This window comes from Aeromonas sp. 604176, from assembly GCF_049170755.1.
Classification (GTDB): Bacteria; Pseudomonadota; Gammaproteobacteria; order Enterobacterales; family Aeromonadaceae; genus Aeromonas; species Aeromonas veronii_A.
The window spans coordinates 1-17,393 of the sequence record NZ_JAAKNE010000039.1 but is presented as its reverse complement, the minus strand read 5'-3'; the positions used below and the strand labels follow the sequence as shown (position 1 = coordinate 17,393).

Sequence of the window (17,393 nt, the reverse complement as noted above, 5' to 3'; positions counted from 1 at the left end):
TGGAGTGAGCCATATTCACTGATTGCATCCCTAAAATTTTTTATGCAGCTGGCTGCCTAGGGGGACTTACAAGGATTGTTGCGTTGAGAAAAGGGGCTGGTGGTGAAAAAGAGAAGGGGGCAAATATTGCCCCCTTTATCCATTAAGCCCGTCAGAGGGCCGATTAACCGCCGACTTAACCGGCCTTGGCCACCATGGCTTTAAGCTGCAGGAAATACTGCTCGTAGAGGCGGGAGGCATCTCCCACATCGGACTGGAACTCCCCCTTGCGCTTGATCTCGTCACTCGGGAAGACCATGGGGTTGTTGCGAAACGCCGGGGTGAGCAGGGGAATGGCATCCTTGACCGGGGTGGGGTAGCCAATTGCCTCGGCCACCTTGGCGGCCACATCGGGGCGCATCAGGAAGTTGATCAGGGCGTGGGCCTCTTTGACATGCTTGGCCTTGGCCGGGATGGCGAGGTTATCCATCCAGAGTACCGCACCCTCTTCGGGGTAGGTCATCTGTATGGAGGGATATTCGCGCTGGGCGCCGTAGGCCGAGCCGTTCCACAGCATGCCGATATTGACCTCACCGGCGATAAAGGGGTCGGCCGGGTTGTCGGAGTTGAACGCCTTGACGTTGGGCATCAGCTTTTTCAGGTATTCGAACGCTTCGGCGATCTGCGCCTTGTCCTGGGTGTTGGGGCTGTAGCCCAGCTGCACCAGCGCGATATGGAACACCTCGCGGGCATCGTCCATCAGCAGCAGGCTCTCTTTCCACTCAGGTGCCCAGAGCTGCTTCCAGCTGGTGACCGGCTGCTCGATGATGTCGGTGTTGGTGCCGATCCCGGTCGCACCCCAGATATAGGGGATGGAGTAGCGGTTGTCCGGGTCGTACTCGTGGTTGAGCAGGGTAGGGTCGAGGTGCTTGAAGTTGGGCAGCTGGGCGCGATCCAGCGGCTGCAGCATTCCCTCTTTGGCCATTTTCGAGATGAAATAGGTGCTGGGCACCACCACGTCATAGCCGTCGCCATGGGTTTTCAGCTTGGCGTAGAGGGTCTCGTTGGATTCGTAGGTGGAGTAGATCACCTTGATGCCGGTCTCTTGCTGGAACTGCTCCAGCAGGCCATCCGGCACATATTCCGACCAGTTGTAGAAGTAGACCACCTTGTCGTCGGCCGCGTGAGCGCTCTGGCTCAGCAGCGGGGTGGTGAGGGTGAGGGCGGCTGCCAGCAGGGCGCCGGCCTGGTGTTGGATTGTCATCAACAACTCCTTGGGGTTATGGGGCCTTGCGGCCCACCGTGACAGAGTTCGCCAAAGATGGCGGGGACGAAACGGGCAGGGTCAACCCTGCCGTTTACGCAGTAACAGTTGTGCCAGCAGCACCATCCCGAGGGAGGCGACCAGCATCAGGGTGGCCAGGGCGTTGACCTCGGGGGAGACCCCCACCTTGACCATGGAGTAGATCTTGAGCGGCAGGATCTCGTAGGCCGGGCCGGTAACAAAGGAGCTCACCACCACGTCGTCCAGCGACAGGGTAAAGGAGAGCAGCCAGCCTGCCATCACCGCCGGCAGGGCCAGCGGCAGTATGATGCGGCGCAGGATGATCCACTCGCCAGCCCCCAGATCCCGCGCGGCTTCCAGCATCCGCACATCAAAACCGCACAGCCGCGAGTAGACGGTGATCACCACGAACGGCAGACAGAAGGTGATGTGGGCGATCAGCAGCGACCAGAAGCCCAGCGCAATGCCGGTGACCACAAACAGGGTCAGGAGCGAAATAGCCATCACGATATCGGGGGACATCATCACCACGAACAGCATGCCGCTCACGTACTGCTTGCCGCGAAAGCGGTAGCGAAACAGCGCCACGGCGGTGAGGGTGCCGATCAGGGTGGCGGCGGTGGCGGTGAGGGCTGCGATGGTCAGGGAGTGTTGGGCCGCCTGCATCAGGCTGGCGCTGGCAAACAGCTTCTCATACCAGCCAAGAGTAAAGCCGCGCCAGTCGATACCATATTTCGACAGGTTGAAGGAGTTGGCGATCAGCACCCCGATGGGTACATAGAGATAGCCAAACACCAGCAGCAAGAACAGAGCCTTCAGTGCGCGCATCATGCCAGCTCCCCCTTCTTGCTGAGCAGCTTGCCCGCCCGCCAGTAGCAGTAGACCAACAGCGCCATCAGCACCGTCAGCATCACGCTGATGGCGGCGCCAAAGGGCCAGTCACGGCTGTTGAGGAACTGGGTCTTGATCAGGTTGCCGATAAGCAGATGTTTGGCGCCCCCCAGCAGATCGGAGACATAGAACATCCCCATGGCGGGCAGGAACACCAGCAGACAACCGGCGATGATGCCGGGCAGAGTGAGGGGCAAAATGATCCGCACCAGTCGCTGCCAGCCGTTGGCGCCAAGATCCCGTGCCGCCTCCAGTAAACGGCCATCCAGCTTCTCGATGCTGGAGTAAAGCGGCAGCACCATAAAGGGGAGCAGCACATAGACCAGCCCGATGATGACGGCCACCTCGGTATACATCATCTGCAGCGGCCGCTCGATAAGCCCCAGATCCAGCAGCCAGCCATTGATCAGCCCCCGGGTGCCGAGCAGCACTTTCAGCGCATAGGTGCGGATCAGGGAGTTGGTCCAGAACGGCACCACCACCAGAAACAGCAGCAGCGGGCGGATACGCGCTGGCAGATGGGCCAGCAGCCAGGCAAAGGGGTAACCCACCAGCAAGCAGATGGCGGTGGCGAGCAGCGCCAGCCAGAGGGAGTGGAGCAGCACCTCGAAATAGAGGGGGTCTAGCAGGCGGCCATAGTTGCTCAGGGTAAAGAGCGGCGCGATAAGCTCGGACTCATCGCGCGTGAGGAAGCTGACACCGATGATCATCAGGTTGGGCAGGAAGACAAACAGCGTCAGCCAGCCCAGGATCAGCGCGATGGCCCCGTTGCGAAAGCCATTGTGGGCAAAGCTGTGCGCTACCCGCAGATTAGTGAGGCTCATAGGGCAGCACCACCTCCCAGCTGTCAACCCAGTGGATCGCCACCTCCTGACCCAGACGGTAGTCAAAATCGGGGTCATCCTCGTCGAAGAACTCGGAGATAAGCAGTTGTTTGCCGCTTTCGAGCTCGATCACCGAATCCAGCGTCGCCCCCTTGTAGTTGCGCTCGCGGATATTGCCCCGCAGCGCACTGCTCTGATCGTCATCCTGATCGAGGATGCGCAGATCTTCCGGGCGCAGCAGCACCAGTACCTTGTCGTCTGGCTGGAATGGCAGGGTGGTATGGAGCAGGCATTCGCGCCCCTCCACCTCGGCCTGCCAGATACCGGGTTCGCGCTGGCTGATCAGCTTGCCATCCATCACATTGATCTCGCCGATAAAGCGGGCCACGAACAGGTTGGCTGGCGATTCGTAGATATCGCGCGGGGTGCCGCGCTGGATGATCTTGCCGCCCTCCATCACCAGGATGCGATCAGACATGGTGAGCGCCTCTTCCTGATCATGGGTGACGAAGACAAAGGTGATGCCAAGGCGACGCTGTAGCGCCTTGAGCTCGCTCTGCATCTGCTTGCGCAGCTTGTAGTCGAGCGCCGAGAGGGATTCGTCGAGTAGCAGCAGGCGGGGCTTGTTGACCACGGCGCGGGCGATGGCGACCCGTTGCTGCTGGCCGCCGGAGAGCTGATCCGGGCGGCGGTTGGCCAGCTCGGTGAGCTGCACCATGGCGAGGGTCTCCTCAACCCGCTGGCGGATCTCGCTGGCCGGTACTTTCTGCATCTCGAGGCCAAAGGCGACGTTTTCAAACACCGTCATATGGGGGAAGAGCGCATAGCTCTGGAACACGGTGTTGATGTGCCTGTGTTCGGCGGGGATATGGGTGATCTCGTCACCGGCCAGATGGATGGTGCCACCATCGACCGATTCAAGCCCGGCCAGCAGGCGCAGCAGGGTGGTCTTGCCACAGCCGGAAGGGCCCAGCAGGGTAAGAAATTCACCGTCATAGATTTCAAGGTCAAGGTCACTCAGGATCACCTTGCCATCGTATTTTTTGCTGATCTTGTTCAGCGCGACAATTACCTGTGGATTGTTCATCATCCGCCAGTCTCACCCCAGCCAGTGGCCATCGTGTTGAAAGAGGGCCGCATTCTATGCAGCCGACACATGAAATTAAAGGCTTTTTGGCCCGAATTAGCCGCAAGTGCGCAGGAAAAACGGCTACGAATAGCAGACCAAATCGCTATAATGTGCCACCTGATTTGGTCGTTTTCGATATTGGATAGTCAATTGAGTAATAAAATGCGTATTGGCGGCTCCCTTGAGCAGTCTCTGAACCAGGGCTACCGCCTTGATCTGAAAGGGGTCATCCAGGAGGGATGGCAACAGACCCGCCGTACCGGATTTGGCCTGCTGCTGGCGATTGTCGGGGTGACGGCGATCTGGATCCTGCTTAGCAATGTGCTGCTGTTGCCCTATCTGGGGGATGACAACCAGATGAATGTGGCCATGGTGCTGAGCCTGCTGATGACGGTGGTGATGGCCCCCATGACCAGCTCCCTCGATATGCTGGGGTTGCAACAGTCGGTCGGGGTGCGTGCCCGTGCCAACCAGGTGTTCGACTTCTTCCGCCACTTTGTACGCCTCGGCATGTTGAGCCTGCTTGGCAGTCTGCTCACCAGCCTGTTTGGCCCGCTATTCGATCTGCTGGGTTTGCCCGCCGTGCTCTCTTTCATTCCCTCGGCCCTGATCGGCATGGGGCTGCTCTTTACCGTCCCACTGGTGCTGGAGCGTGGCCTGACGCCGCCCCAGGCCATTCTGGTCTCTCTCAAGCTCTTTGCACGCGGCTGGCCCAGCATTGTGCTGTTCCACGGCGTGATGACCGCGCTCTTCTTCCTGGCTTTGATCCCCATGGGGTTGGGGCTTATCTGGGTGGCACCGCTCTATTTCAACTGCAAGGGGATCCTCTATCGGGATCTCTGCGGGGTGGGGGTAGAGGTTAACGAGGTGACAGAAGGCCCCAACCATTTCAATGCATGATGCAAAAGGACGTTGAATGACCCGTCGATATGGAGTGACCAAGGTTTTGCGCCAGAGTCTGCTGGCCACGCTCTTGCTGCCAGGGCTGGCGCTGGCTGAGCCGGTGCTGGATCTGCAATACAGCACCTTCTACAGCCAGATGAAGACCTTTGCCAAAGGGGAGTTTGGTCACGCCAGACTGGGGTTTTATCTGACCGATCCGCAAAATGGTCAGCGCTGCGGCCTCACCTTTGCCCGGGTTGCAACCGACAGCAAGGAGGTCGCGGGCGAGGTAACGGTCGATAGCGAACTGCGCCTCCCTTTTGACGAGGATATCAACCTCGACAAGGGGATCGTGACCGTCGGACTGAAAGAAGAGCACGCCACTTGCGATATGACGGTACAGGTGATGGCCGACGCGCCGAATGGCCCCGAACTGCCGCTGGCGGAGCTGGCGGCCCGTCAGCAGCAGATGCAGTCGTTGCTCGACAAGATGGCGGGCATGGTCGGCAAGCACTTCCTGCCGAAGATGGAAGGGGTACGCATTACCCTGGTGCAGCAGAGCGGAACAGCTTATCTGATTGATGGTGCCCGTCAGGAGGCGCTGCCCTGGGAGGAAGGCCACCTGCTGCTGAGCAATGAGCAACTGGCCGCGTTCGCCACTGGGCAACTGCGCTTGCAGGGCGACGTGTTGCGCCTGACCCCCTGGCTACATAAAGGATGAGATCGGTCGCGCTGTCACCGCAGTGACAGGCCAATCCAGAAAGCAAAAAGGAGCGATGATCGCTCCTTTTTTATTGCGTGGCGTTTGCCCTGTGAGCGCGCCTTAGCGCACTTCAATCACATCCAGCATGTCCATCTCGTCGATGTCCAGCAGCGGCGCCTTTGGCATCTCGGGCGGATCAAACGCCTTGTCACCGCCATCTATGATGCCGGAGTCGCGGTTGATGCTCTTGAAGTCAAACAGCTTGTGGTCGAGCAGGTGGCTCGGGATCACGTCCTGAATGGCGGTGAACATGGTTTCGATACGACCGGGGAAGCGGCGATCCCAATCCTGCATCATCTGCTTGATGGCTTGACGCTGCAGGTTCTCCTGCGAGCCGCACAGGTTGCACGGAATGATGGGGAAGGCTTTGACGTCGGCGTAGCGGATCAGATCCTTCTCTTTGCAGTAGGCCAGCGGGCGGATCACCACGTTCTTGCCATCGTCGCTCACCAGCTTGGGCGGCATGGACTTGAGCTTGCCACCGTAGAACATGTTGAGGAACAGGGTCTCGAGGATGTCATCGCGGTGGTGGCCAAGGGCAATCTTGGTGCAACCCAGCTCTTGGGCGGTGCGGTAGAGAATACCGCGGCGCAGCCGTGAGCACAGAGAGCAGGTGGTTTTTCCTTCCGGTACCTTCTCTTTGACGATGGAGTAGGTATCTTCCTCGACGATCTTGTACTCGATGCCGAGGGAATCCAGATACTCGGGCAGCACATGCTCGGGGAAACCGGGCTGCTTCTGATCCAGGTTGACGGCAACCAGATCGAAATGGATGGGGGCGCTGGCTTTGAGGCTCATCAGTATGTCGAGCATACCGAAGCTGTCCTTGCCGCCGGAGAGGCAGACCATGACCTTGTCGCCCTCTTCAATCATGTTGAAGTCGGCAATGGCCTGACCCACGTTGCGCCGCAGGCGCTTCTGCAGTTTGTTAAAACTGTATTTTTCTTTGGCGTTCAGCTCTTCTAGCATGCTCGTAAAACCCGGGACACAAATAAGCGCGTTATTATAGCCATGTCCCGGGGGAGGGCAAGGTGCCAGGCACCTTATGATTGATTGCGACGACTGTCGACCGGGCAGCTGTAGTCCGCCGGTTTGAGGATCAGGATGTCGCAGGAGAGGCGGTCAATCACATGTTCGGCAGTATTGCCGAGCAAAGCTGCAGAAAGACCGGTACGCCCGACGCAGCCCATGATCATCAAGGTCGCCTTGAGCTCTTCGGCCATATCCGGCAACACCTCTTCCGGTAGCCCCTCTGCTACCCGGGTCCAGAGATGACCGATCCCGAACTTGTCGGCATGGCTGAGCAGCAGGCTTTCGTGGTGTTTGCGGATCGCCTCGTTGTAAGCGTTGGGATCAAACTCCGGCAGCTCGATGGCCACGTTGACCGGGGTGCCGGGGTAGGTGTTGACCAGATAGAGATTGGAGCCCAGCAGCTCGGCGATGTCGCTTCCCTCCTGGGTGATCCGTTCGTTGAGCAGTTTCTGATCCGGATCGTCGCTTGAGCAGTTGATGGCGGCGATGATATTGCCGCCCCGTTGCCAGTGACCCTCCTTGACCAGCAGCACCGGACAGGGGCATTTGCGCAGCAGGTGCCAGTCGGTGGGGGTAAAGATGAAGGTTTGCAGGAAGCTGTGATGATGAGTGGCTTTGACCACCAGATCGTGGCGCTGCTCCAGCACTTCCTGAATGACGCACTCGAAGGGACGATTGTGCCAGACTACTTTCACTTCGCACTCGATCCCCTGTGCCCGATAAGGGGTCAGGATCTCGTCCAGCCACTCACGTCGCTGTGAAATGACGCCGTCGCGCATCTCTTGCCGCTCGTCCACCGAGAGCATGGCGGTCATTTCATACGAGAAGTCATAGATGGTGAGCAGCAGGGTCAGATGGGCGTTTTCGTCCAGCTCGGCGACTTTGACTGCCCGTTCGAGGGCGATTTGACGCTCCTCTTCTGGATTGATAACCACCAGAATATTCTGATATTTGACCATCTTCTCCTCCTTGGAAAAGTCCAATGACAGCAGAATCTTAGCCATTACAGCTTAGCGCAGGAGGAGGGTATGGGGAACGTACCGGATCACATTCCAGAGGAAAGGATCCGGCAGGGAAAGCAGGAGAAAAGCGGGAGGGTAAGCGGAAAAATCAGCCGCAGGGCGGGCGAGTGGCACCGGCCATCATGCCCAGCGCGACCTGATCCAGCACGGTAATGTATTTGCCTTTGACGCTGATGAGACCGGACTTCTGGAAACGGCCGAGCAGACGACTGATGGTCTCGACAGTCAATCCCAGATAGTTGCCAATGTCACCACGGGTCATGGAGAGACGGAACTCCTTGGCGGAGAAACCGCGCTCGGAGAAGCGTACCGACAGATTGTGCAGGAAGGCGGCGAGGCGCTCTTCGGCATTCTTCTTGGAGAGCAACAGGATCATCTCCTGATCGCCCATGATTTCGTTGCTCATCAGACGCATGATCTGCTGGCGCAGCTTGGGCATCTTGCCGGAGAGATCGTCGAGCACTTCAAAGGGGATCTCGCACACCATGGCGGTTTCCAGCGCCTGGGCGAAGGAGGGGTGTGCCTGTTTGTGGATGGCGTCAAAACCGACAAGATCGCCAGCGAGGTGGAACGCGGTGATCTGCTCATCCCCTTGCTCGGTGATGGTGTAAGACTTGATGGTCCCGGAACGGATGGCATAGAGCGATTTGAACTCATCGCCAGCCTTGAACAGCTCTTCACCCTTCTGGATCGGCTTCTTGCGCTCGATGATGCTGTCCAGCTGATCAAGCTCGTTGTCGTTCAGAGTGAAAGGGATACAGAGCTGACTGATGCTGCAATCCTGGCAATGAATTGCACAGCCACCGCTCTGGATACGTCTGCCAGGTTTCTTTTCCGGGATCATAGGCTCATACGAATAATTGATTTATATCAAACAAGTTTACCATCAACTCATCCGTTTTGGATAGGGTTTCAAAAGGAAGCAATGCCAATCCAGAAGGTATGCACCCCGAACAAAATGAGCAGCAGGGCACCGCCAAGGCGCAAACTGCGCAGGGTGAGCCAGTATCTCAGGCGATCGGCGAGCCCGCCCAACGCAAACAGGGTGGGCAGGGTGCCGAGGCCAAAAAATAGCATGATGAGCGCCCCGCCACTGGCCGAACCGGCTGCCGCGCTCCAGGTCAGCATGGAGTAGACCAGCCCGCAGGGCAGCCAACCCCACACCATGCCAAAGGGCAGTGCCTGCACAGGTGAGGTGAAGGGGAGAAACTTGCCCGCCAGCGGTTTGATACGTGTCCAAAGTCTGGCGCCGAGCCGCTCCAGCAGCAAGATCCCTTGCCACCAGCCCGCCAGATAGAGACCAAGCGCAATCATCAATAGCGCTGCCACGAGACGCAAGCCGGCAATAGCGTGTTTGCCAGCGCCCAGCTCACTGGTGGTGGCGAGCAGGCCGCCCACCAGGGCACCTGCAATCACATAGCTCAGGATCCGGCCGAGGTTGTAGTTGAGCAGATAGGCGAGCCGCCCCCAGAAGTGCTGCTTGTTGGCGGGGATCGCCATGGAGAGCGCGGCGGAGACGCCACCGCACATGCCGATACAGTGGGCAGAGCCTGCCAGTCCGACCAGCAGGGCGCCGGCCAGATCAAGGTTGTGGGTCATGGTCAGCAGGCTTTGCGGGTTTGTGGGCAGGTTGCTCTTCGTCAAACAGGATGTTGGAACCCTGCCGGTCGAGATCTTCAAACTGTTCGGAGCGAATGGCCCAGAAGAAGACGACCCCGGCGATGATCACAAACAGGATGGCGATGGGGATCAGGACAAAAATTATATTCATGAGAGGTACCTTGGCGTTCATCCTTGGCAAGCGTCCCCTATGGTAACCCTGTTCGGGCTGGGGGCCAGCCGCTATCAGTGAGAAATGTGGCCTGCATCGGAGGCAGGCCACATTTTCAGCTATTTTCCGCCACCTGCCTCATCGGTTGAGGCGCATGGAGTTGGTTACCACGATGAGTGAGCTGAGCGACATGCCCGCCGCCGCCAGATAGGGGGGCAGCCAGCCGCAGGCCGCCAGCGGCAGCACCAGCAGGTTGTAACCGATGGACCAGGCGAAGTTCTCGATGATGATCTTGCGGGTACGCATTGCCAGCACTCTGGCTTCGAGCAGTCGGCTCAAGTCATCGGCCAGCAAGATGGCATCGGCGCTGTTTTTCGCCAGATCGGTGCCACCGGCCATGGCAAACGAGGCGTGAGCTCCGGCCAGTACCGGGGCGTCGTTGATGCCATCGCCCACCATGATGCTGATATCCCCCTGGGCTTCCCGGGCCTTGAGGTAGGCCAGCTTGCCATCGGGTGAGACCCCCTTGACCAGCTCATCCACGCCCAGCTCGCGGGCAATCTCGTCTGCCTGCAAAGAGCTGTCACCAGTCAGCACGGTAGTTTGCAGACCTGCCGCCTTGAATGCCGCGATCAGCGCCCTGGCATCGGGGCGCAGGGTATCTTCCAGATTGAAGCGGGCCAAGACCTGCTGCTCGTCGGCCAGATAGATAGCCAGACCGCGGCCGCATTCTTGCGCCGGATCCAGCCCAAGCCAGCGGGCACTGCCGATGCGGTAGCGTACGCCATCCACCAGCGCTGTGATGCCGTGACCGATGACCGGGGTGATCTCGCGGGCGGATGGCAGCACATTGATACTGTCGGCGGGCAGCCGGAAGGCGCGGGCAATGGGGTGTTCGGATTGCGCCTCCATGGCCCGGGCGATGGCGAGGCAGTGCGTCTCGTCCATCTCTGCCAAGGTGGTGGTGCCTGTCAGACTGATCTCACCTGTGGTCAGGGTACCGGTCTTGTCCATCACGATCCGGTTGGCCTTGGTCAGCACGTCCAGCACATGACCACGGCGCAGCAGAATGCCGTTGCGGGTCAGATTGGCGGTGGCCGAGGTTAGCGCCGTCGGGGTGGCCAGCGACAGGGCACAGGGGCAGGTGGCAACCAGCACGGCGAGGGTGACCCAGAACGCCTGATCCGGTTGATGGAAGTGCCAGAAGGTCCAGACGGCGGCGGCAATGATCAGCAGCACCAGAATAAAGTGGCGCGACAGCTGATCCGCCATCTGGGCGATGGCCGGTTTATCATCGAGGGCGTGATCCTGCAGCCGCATGATCTGGGCGATCCGAGACTCTTCGATACGGTGGCTGACCCGGATCTGCAGCGGGGCATCCGTGTTGATGGTGCCGGCATAGACCTGATCACCGCGCTGTTTGAGCAGGGGCAGCTGTTCACCGGTCAGCATGGATTCGTTGAGGCTGGCTTGCCCTTCGACAATGATGCCATCCGCCGGCAAGGTGGCGCCAGCCAGCACACGTACCCGATCGCCGACCTGCAAGGTCTTGGCCGCTACCTCATGTTCCCCTTCCTCATCGATGCGGGTCGCCATGATGGGCACCAGTCGCGCCAGGTTGGAGCTCGACTCCGACGCCTTGCGCCGGGCCCGCAACTCGAGAAAGCGCCCCAGCAGCAGGAAGAAGACGAACATGGTGATGGAGTCGTAATAGACCTCACCGGTATTGAACACGGTGGCCCACATGGAGGCGATAAAAGCCCCGATCAGCGCCAGCGACACCGACACATCCATCGACAGGTGACCCTGTTTCAGGCTGCGCCAGGCACCCACGTAAAAGGGCTGGGCCGAGTAGATCATGATGGGGGTGGAGAGCAGCAGGCTTATCCACTTGAAGTAGACCATGAACTCATCTTCAACGCTGATGAAGAGATCCATGTAGAGGGCCACGGCGCACATCATCACCTGCATCGAGCCCAGCCCCGCCAGTGCCAGCCGGAACATATAGCTGCGCACCTCTTTGGCGTAGAGGGCTTCCTGTTGATGGGTCTGGAACGGATAGGCGCGATAGCCGATCTGGGCAAATCCCTTGAGGATGTCACTCAGGGAGAGCTGGTCTGGATCCCACTTGATACGGGCCCGGTGGGTGGTGGTGTTGACGTTGATGTAGCGCAGGCCACCAAGGGTCATCAGGTGGCGTTCGATAAGCCAGGCACAGGCGGCGCAGGTTAGCCCTTCTACTGTCAGCTGGATTTCGCGAAGGGTACCGTTGTCGGTGACAAACTCCTGTTGCACTTCTGCCAGATCGTAGTGGGTGAGGGCGGCCAGCTCCTCGGGTACCAGATCCCCCTTGGTACCGGGGGCGGTGCGGTGATCGTAGTAACTGGCGAGGCCGCACTCCATGATGGTTTCCGCCACCGCCTGACAACCGGGGCAGCACATGGGGCGAACAATCCCCTTTATCTCGAGGGAATAGCCACTATTGGCGGGTACCGGCTCGCCACAGTGAAAACAGGGGGTCATGCTATATGTCCCCCTGAATGCAGAATGCAAGCAGCAGGGGCGCTGGCGAGAACCGGCTCGCCACAGTGAGAACAGCCGGTCATGGCTTAGCGTCCTTTCGGGTCGAGTTCGACAGGGGCCAGGGTCGGCAGCTGGACGGTCTCTTGCAATCGCCACTCGTGGTCAAAGGCATCGACCCGAATATGCCACTTGCCGACCAGCGGCTTGTCGAAATGGAGGCGATAGGTGCCGCTCGCATCGGCGGTGATCATGTGTTCGCTGTCCTGACCGGCCAAGGTCGGGTGGAACAATGAGAGATAGAGAGCTTGCCCGGCAGGAATGTCACCGCTGATGGGTTTGAGGGTCAGCTCGTTGCCGTCAACTTCCAGCCCAAAGCGGATATTGAGGGCTTCGGAGCGGTCAAACTTGCTCAAGTCCTGATTGATCTCTTTCCCTTGTTTGTAATAGTCCTCGGCCACCAGATTGACCCCATCCTTGCTGGCGATGATGGCGGTGGCGATGCTGCCGACAACGGCGGCAGTGGGGAGGGCGATGATAAACCAGGGCCAGAATTGGCGATACCACGGTTTGGATAGAGGTTGGGTCATGATTGCTACTGCCATGAAACGAATGATTAACGTGGAAGATGGTTTTTACGCAACACAAGATAACAAAAAGCCTCGAGGAGTCGAGGCTTTTTGCTGTGTAATCACGTGTTTATCACATGTTACAACGTTACGGGCGAACCTTATTTGGCAGACTGTTGATGAGACAGGCTGTAAACGTAGGAGGCCAGCAGGTGAACCTTGTCCTCACCCAGAATATCTTTCCAGGCTGGCATCACGCCGTGACGACCGTGGGTGATGGTTTGCACCACCACTTCGCGGGAGCCACCGTAGAGCCAGGTGTTGTTGGTCAGATCTGGCGCACCGACGGCAACACCGCCCTTGGCATCGGCCCCGTGGCAGGCAGCGCAGATGGCGAAGCGGGCTTCACCTTTCTTCGCTTCCACCAGGTCGACCTTGCGACCGGAGAGGCTCAGCACATAGGAGGCCACTTCCTGAACGCCATCTTTGCCGAGGATTTCACCCCAGGCAGCCATGATCCCCTGACGACCGCCCATGATGGTGGTCTTGATTTGATCAGGCTGGCCGCCCCATTGCCATTCGCTGTCGGTCAGGTTCGGGAAACCGCGACCACCGCGGGCGTCAGAGCCGTGGCACTGGGAGCAGTTCTGCAGGAACAGACGCTGACCCACTTTCAGGGCTTCCGGATCCTTGGCGATCTCGGTGATGGCACGATAGGTTTTGCCATCCGCTTCGTAGGTGAGTTCACGGAACTTGGCGCCGTAGATCTCGTCAGCCTTGGCGACCTCACGGTCATACTCCACCGCGCGACCTTCAGCCTTGGCCGATTCGGTTGCAGCTTTGGACTCGGCCAGTGAGCGCACGTCCTGGTTGGAACTTTGCCAGCCCAGCAGGCCTTTGAAGTTGCCAAGCCCCGGGAAGGCGATCAAATAAACCAGACCGGTGACGATGAAGAAGAGGAACATGTAAGTCCACCACTTCGGCAGCGGGTTGTTGATCTCCTCGATGCCATCGAAGGAGTGACCCATCGATTTGCCTTCTTCAACACCCATCTTGTCCTTGCGGCACCACATCAGCAGCAAGAAGCAGCCGAGGATGGTTCCCAGACTGATGACAGTCACAAAAATGCTAAACAGAGTGCTCATTATTGTTTCGCTCCTGCGTTCTTTTTATCAGCACCGGGTTGCTCATCATCGGCAAAAACCAGATTGGCAGCCTCGTCGAAAGAGGTCTTGCGGCGTTTGCTGTAGGCCCAGACGATGATGCCAATCATGATGGCCATCAACAGCAAGGTATACAGACCGCGAAATGTGCCGTAGTCCATTTTCGCCTCCTTATTTCAGGGCATGACCCAGTGATTGCAGATAGGCCACCAGCGCATCCAGCTCGGTTTTACCCTTCACGGCTTCGCCAGCACCCTGAATGTCGGCGTCGGTATAGGGCACACCGAAGTGATCGCGGAACAGCGCCAGTTTTTTGCCTGTCATCTCGCCAGTCAGCACGTTGGTATCAAGCCAGGGGTAGGCGGGCATGTTGGATTCCGGTACCACATCGCGCGGGTTGATCAGGTGAACCTTGTGCCACTCGTCGGAGTAGCGGCCACCGACACGGGCCAGATCCGGACCAGTACGCTTGGAGCCCCACAGGAAGGGGTGCTCCCAGACGCTCTCACCTGCGACAGAGTAGTGACCGTAACGTTCGGTTTCGGCACGGAACGGACGGATCATCTGGCTGTGGCAGTTGGTGCAGCCTTCGCGAATGAAGATGTCGCGCCCTTCCATCTGCAGAGCGGTGTAGGGCTTGAGGCCCTCCACCGGCTCGGTGGTTTGCTTCTGGAAGAACAGCGGAGTGATTTCAACCAGGCCCCCCAGACTGATGGCGAAGATGATGCCGACCACCAGCATGGGAACGCTTTTTTCAAATATTTCGTGACGGTTATTGTTGCTCATGGGTTGACCTCTTCAATCATGCTGGCTGGGCGACAGGTTCCAGAGAACCTTTGGGCGCAGTGATGGTGCGATAGGCGTTGTAAGCCATCAGCAACATGCCGGTGACGAAGAAGCAGCCACCCAGGAAGCGCACGAAATAGAAGGGATAGGATGCCTGCAGCGCTTCAACGAAGCTGTAGGTCAGGGTGCCGTCTTCGTTGACTGCACGCCACATCAGGCCCTGCATCACGCCGGAAATCCACATGGCAACGATGTAGAGCACGGTGCCCACGGTCGCCAGCCAGAAGTGAACGTTGATCAGCTTGACGCTGTACATCCGGCCCTGGCCGAACAGGTTCGGGATCAGATGGTAAACCGCACCGATGGAGACCATGGCAACCCAGCCCAACGCACCGGAGTGCACGTGACCAACGGTCCAGTCGGTGTAGTGGGAGAGGGCGTTGACGGTTTTGATCGCCATCATCGGGCCTTCGAAGGTCGACATGCCGTAGAAAGAGAGGGAGACGATCAGGAAGCGCAGGATGGGGTCATAACGCAGTTTGTGCCAGGCACCGGAGAGGGTCATGATGCCGTTGATCATGCCGCCCCAGGAGGGGACGAACAGGATCAGGGACATTACCATCCCGAGGGACTGAGCCCAGTCAGGCAGTGCGGTGTAGTGCAGGTGGTGCGGACCGGCCCAGATATAGAGGGAGATCAGCGCCCAGAAGTGCACGATGGAGAGGCGATAGGAGTAAACCGGACGACCGGCCTGCTTGGGCACGAAGTAGTACATCATCCCCAGGAAGCCGGCGGTCAGCAGGAAGCCTACCGCGTTGTGGCCATACCACCACTGCACCATGGCGTCCATGGCGCCGGAGTACATGGAGTAAGACTTCATGCCGGAGAGCGGCACTTCCATGTTGTTGACAATGTGCAGCACCGCAACGGTGATGATGAAGGCGCCGAAGAACCAGTTCGCCACATAGATGTGGGAGGTGGTGCGCTTCATCAGTGTGCCGAAGAAGACGATGGCATAGGCGACCCATACCACAGTGATGGCGATATCAATCGGCCACTCCAGCTCGGCATACTCTTTGGCGGAGGTGTAACCCAGCGGCAGAGAGATGGCGGCAGAGAGAATGATGGCTTGCCAGCCCCAGAAGACGAAGGTTGCCAACGGGCCACCAAACAGTCTGGTTTGACAGGTGCGCTGTACCACGTAGAACGAGGTGGCCATCAGGGCACTGACGCCAAAGGCGAAGATCACTGCGTTGGTGTGGAGGGGCCGCAGACGACTGTAAGTCAGCCAGGGGGTTTCGAAGTTGAGGGCAGGCCAGATCAACTGGGCTGCGATCAGTACGCCAACCGACATGCCGACAATTCCCCAGACAATCGTCATGACGGTAAACTGGCGAACAACGGTGTAGTTGTACTCAGGATGGTTAGTTGTATGGCTCATCGTTATATTCCGCTTCCGATGCTGCTGTTGTTTGATGTTTTATCCGGAAAACCGGACTGGCTCCATCAAGCCACCGCCAACCAGTTGTTAACGCCTGTTAACGAAAGGAAAAGCAAAAGATGGCTAAATGAAAACTGCATGGGAATGATACTGAAGCGACAGGTAAAATAACAGTATAAACAGTGATATATTTGGTTCCGTCCGGTATCGTTCTGGCCGTTTTTTACCTTGTTCGAGATCACAAAAAACATTTTAATTGCATCTTAATCGGGCTGTTTTTGATGAAAGAGAGACTTACCGCACGTAAAGTACTGCACCTTGCACTTGTATTGGCGCTGCTATTGGCGCTGGTGGCCTATCGCACCTGGTTTTCGGCCGATAACAGCATGACTGCTGGCCAGACAAAAGATCAGATTTGTGATCTTTCCCACACACCTTGCAGCGCATTGATTGGTAACAAGCCACTAACGGTGGCCATCAAGGTGTTACCGCTACGTGCCGAACATGACTTTGCAATAGATATCCAAGGGGGCGACCCGGAAATCAAGCCGTTAAAAGCCTGGCTGGAAGGGCGAGATATGTTTATGGGGACCATTCCGGTGAACTTTGAACAAGTCGCGGGAGGATGGCAGGGTACAACACTGGTAGGAAGCTGTACCTCTCCGGTCATGGTCTGGTTGCTCAATATTGAATGGAGCAATGGCCAACGCCAGCAATTGGCGCTTTCCGTTGCCCGGGAATAACGGCGCAAGGAGCGGGGAGTGGAAAAAATATTTGAAATTTCCCGGCCAGGCGTTACCTTCCCCAAACCATCAGGGAGTGAAGTTCATTTAATCATGATTGAAAAACAACCATTTTATCGCACCCTCAACCAGCAGGCCAAGGCGCTGCTGGAGGGGGAAACCGATCTGATTGCCAATCTGGCCAACCTCTCCGCACTGCTTAATCAGGAGCTGGAGGAGATCAACTGGGTCGGTTTTTATCTGTTGCAGGGCGAGACCCTGGTATTGGGGCCATTTCAGGGCAAACCGGCTTGCGTACGGATCCCGGTCGGCCGCGGGGTGTGTGGTACGGCAGTGGCAGAGGGGAAAACCCAGCTCATTGACGATGTCCACCAGTTCGACGGTCACATCGCTTGTGATGGCGCGAGCAACTCGGAAATCGTGATCCCGGTGCGTCGTGGTGGCGAGATCATCGGGGTGCTCGATATCGACAGTCCGATTTTTAACCGTTTCGACCAGCAAGACCGGATTGGCCTTGAAGAAACGGTGCAAATTTTGGAAAGCATGCTCTAAGTCATTGCTAGATGGTTCGCAAAAGGCCCCAAGCTCTCTAT

At 58.2% G+C, this 17,393-nt stretch carries 20 protein-coding genes; 5 read left to right on the top strand and 15 right to left on the bottom strand.

Annotation, left to right across the window (positions count from 1 at the left end):
* Positions 1-175 precede the first annotated feature (175 nt).
* From G5358_RS09320 to potA, 4 genes are all read right to left on the bottom strand, one after another.
* Positions 176-1,243, bottom strand: coding sequence for an extracellular solute-binding protein (locus G5358_RS09320; RefSeq protein ID WP_421323986.1), 1,068 nt, complete (start codon positions 1,241-1,243; stop codon positions 176-178).
* Positions 1,244-1,324: 81 nt separating this feature from the next.
* The gene (gene potC / locus G5358_RS09315) at positions 1,325-2,095 is read right to left on the bottom strand and encodes a spermidine/putrescine ABC transporter permease PotC (RefSeq protein ID WP_005336644.1); all 771 of its coding nucleotides are present in this window, start codon (positions 2,093-2,095) and stop codon (positions 1,325-1,327) included.
* A complete protein-coding gene (gene potB, locus G5358_RS09310; RefSeq protein WP_019446371.1) occupies positions 2,092-2,979 on the bottom strand; it encodes a spermidine/putrescine ABC transporter permease PotB in 888 nt (295 codons plus the stop codon). The genes potC and potB overlap by 4 nt, the downstream gene beginning before the upstream one ends.
* Positions 2,966-4,069, bottom strand: coding sequence for a spermidine/putrescine ABC transporter ATP-binding protein PotA (potA, locus tag G5358_RS09305; protein ID WP_203119152.1), 1,104 nt, complete (start codon positions 4,067-4,069; stop codon positions 2,966-2,968). The genes potB and potA overlap by 14 nt, the downstream gene beginning before the upstream one ends.
* A 201-nt stretch (positions 4,070-4,270) precedes the next feature.
* Here potA and G5358_RS09300 point away from each other — a divergent pair, with 201 nt between their 5' ends.
* Both G5358_RS09300 and G5358_RS09295 read left to right on the top strand, forming a co-directional pair.
* Positions 4,271-5,008 carry a hypothetical protein gene (locus tag G5358_RS09300; protein ID WP_181363584.1) on the top strand — a complete coding sequence of 246 codons (738 nt, stop codon included), beginning with the start codon at positions 4,271-4,273 and terminating at the stop codon, positions 5,006-5,008.
* 16 nt (positions 5,009-5,024) lie between these two features.
* A complete protein-coding gene (locus tag G5358_RS09295; protein WP_421323985.1) occupies positions 5,025-5,711 on the top strand; it encodes a DUF2987 domain-containing protein in 687 nt (228 codons plus the stop codon).
* A 102-nt stretch (positions 5,712-5,813) separates the two neighbouring features.
* Here the strand turns inward: G5358_RS09295 and ttcA are convergent, their stop codons facing one another.
* The 11 genes from ttcA to ccoN all read right to left on the bottom strand — a co-directional run bounded on the left by ttcA (position 5,814) and on the right by ccoN (position 16,057).
* Positions 5,814-6,722: a tRNA 2-thiocytidine(32) synthetase TtcA gene (ttcA, locus tag G5358_RS09290; protein ID WP_005336634.1), complete on the bottom strand. Its 909-nt coding sequence runs from the start codon at positions 6,720-6,722 to the stop codon at positions 5,814-5,816.
* Between the two features lie 74 nt (positions 6,723-6,796).
* Positions 6,797-7,744 carry a universal stress protein UspE gene (uspE, locus tag G5358_RS09285; RefSeq protein ID WP_005345417.1) on the bottom strand — a complete coding sequence of 316 codons (948 nt, stop codon included), beginning with the start codon at positions 7,742-7,744 and terminating at the stop codon, positions 6,797-6,799.
* A gap of 151 nt (positions 7,745-7,895) precedes the next feature.
* Positions 7,896-8,651, bottom strand: a complete 756-nt coding sequence (locus tag G5358_RS09280) for an FNR family transcription factor (protein WP_005336632.1) — start codon at positions 8,649-8,651, stop codon at positions 7,896-7,898.
* A 68-nt stretch (positions 8,652-8,719) separates the two neighbouring features.
* Positions 8,720-9,406 (bottom strand): sulfite exporter TauE/SafE family protein, encoded by a 687-nt coding sequence (locus G5358_RS09275; protein WP_216953565.1) that lies wholly within the window; start codon positions 9,404-9,406, stop codon positions 8,720-8,722.
* Entirely contained in the window at positions 9,390-9,578 is a 189-nt protein-coding gene (gene ccoS / locus G5358_RS09270) for a cbb3-type cytochrome oxidase assembly protein CcoS (RefSeq protein WP_081990675.1), read from the bottom strand. Before ccoS ends, G5358_RS09275 begins: the two co-directional genes overlap by 17 nt.
* Positions 9,579-9,716: 138 nt before the next feature.
* Positions 9,717-12,101 (bottom strand): heavy metal translocating P-type ATPase, encoded by a 2,385-nt coding sequence (locus G5358_RS09265; RefSeq protein WP_216953566.1) that lies wholly within the window; start codon positions 12,099-12,101, stop codon positions 9,717-9,719.
* Between the two features lie 86 nt (positions 12,102-12,187).
* Positions 12,188-12,688, bottom strand: coding sequence for a FixH family protein (locus tag G5358_RS09260; RefSeq protein ID WP_043820362.1), 501 nt, complete (start codon positions 12,686-12,688; stop codon positions 12,188-12,190).
* 140 nt (positions 12,689-12,828) lie between these two features.
* On the bottom strand, positions 12,829-13,812 hold the full coding sequence (ccoP, locus tag G5358_RS09255) for a cytochrome-c oxidase, cbb3-type subunit III (RefSeq protein ID WP_019446377.1): 984 nt from the start codon (positions 13,810-13,812) through the stop codon (positions 12,829-12,831).
* A complete protein-coding gene (locus G5358_RS09250) occupies positions 13,812-13,991 on the bottom strand; it encodes a CcoQ/FixQ family Cbb3-type cytochrome c oxidase assembly chaperone (RefSeq protein ID WP_005336620.1) in 180 nt (59 codons plus the stop codon). Before G5358_RS09250 ends, ccoP begins: the two co-directional genes overlap by 1 nt.
* Before the next feature lie 10 nt (positions 13,992-14,001).
* The gene (ccoO, locus tag G5358_RS09245) at positions 14,002-14,616 is read right to left on the bottom strand and encodes a cytochrome-c oxidase, cbb3-type subunit II (protein WP_021230095.1); all 615 of its coding nucleotides are present in this window, start codon (positions 14,614-14,616) and stop codon (positions 14,002-14,004) included.
* Positions 14,617-14,632: 16 nt separating this feature from the next.
* Entirely contained in the window at positions 14,633-16,057 is a 1,425-nt protein-coding gene (gene ccoN / locus G5358_RS09240) for a cytochrome-c oxidase, cbb3-type subunit I (protein WP_005336616.1), read from the bottom strand.
* On the opposite strand from ccoN, the gene G5358_RS09235 reads away from it, so the two are divergent.
* The 3 genes from G5358_RS09235 to G5358_RS09225 all read left to right on the top strand — a co-directional run bounded on the left by G5358_RS09235 (position 16,049) and on the right by G5358_RS09225 (position 17,352).
* On the top strand, positions 16,049-16,228 hold the full coding sequence (locus tag G5358_RS09235) for a hypothetical protein (protein WP_148344940.1): 180 nt from the start codon (positions 16,049-16,051) through the stop codon (positions 16,226-16,228). The two genes, ccoN and G5358_RS09235, sit on opposite strands and share 9 nt — an antisense overlap.
* 110 nt (positions 16,229-16,338) lie before the next feature.
* Positions 16,339-16,800 (top strand): hypothetical protein, encoded by a 462-nt coding sequence (locus tag G5358_RS09230; RefSeq protein WP_236345911.1) that lies wholly within the window; start codon positions 16,339-16,341, stop codon positions 16,798-16,800.
* Between the two features lie 93 nt (positions 16,801-16,893).
* Positions 16,894-17,352: a GAF domain-containing protein gene (locus G5358_RS09225; RefSeq protein ID WP_088868948.1), complete on the top strand. Its 459-nt coding sequence runs from the start codon at positions 16,894-16,896 to the stop codon at positions 17,350-17,352.
* Positions 17,353-17,393: the final 41 nt, after the last annotated feature.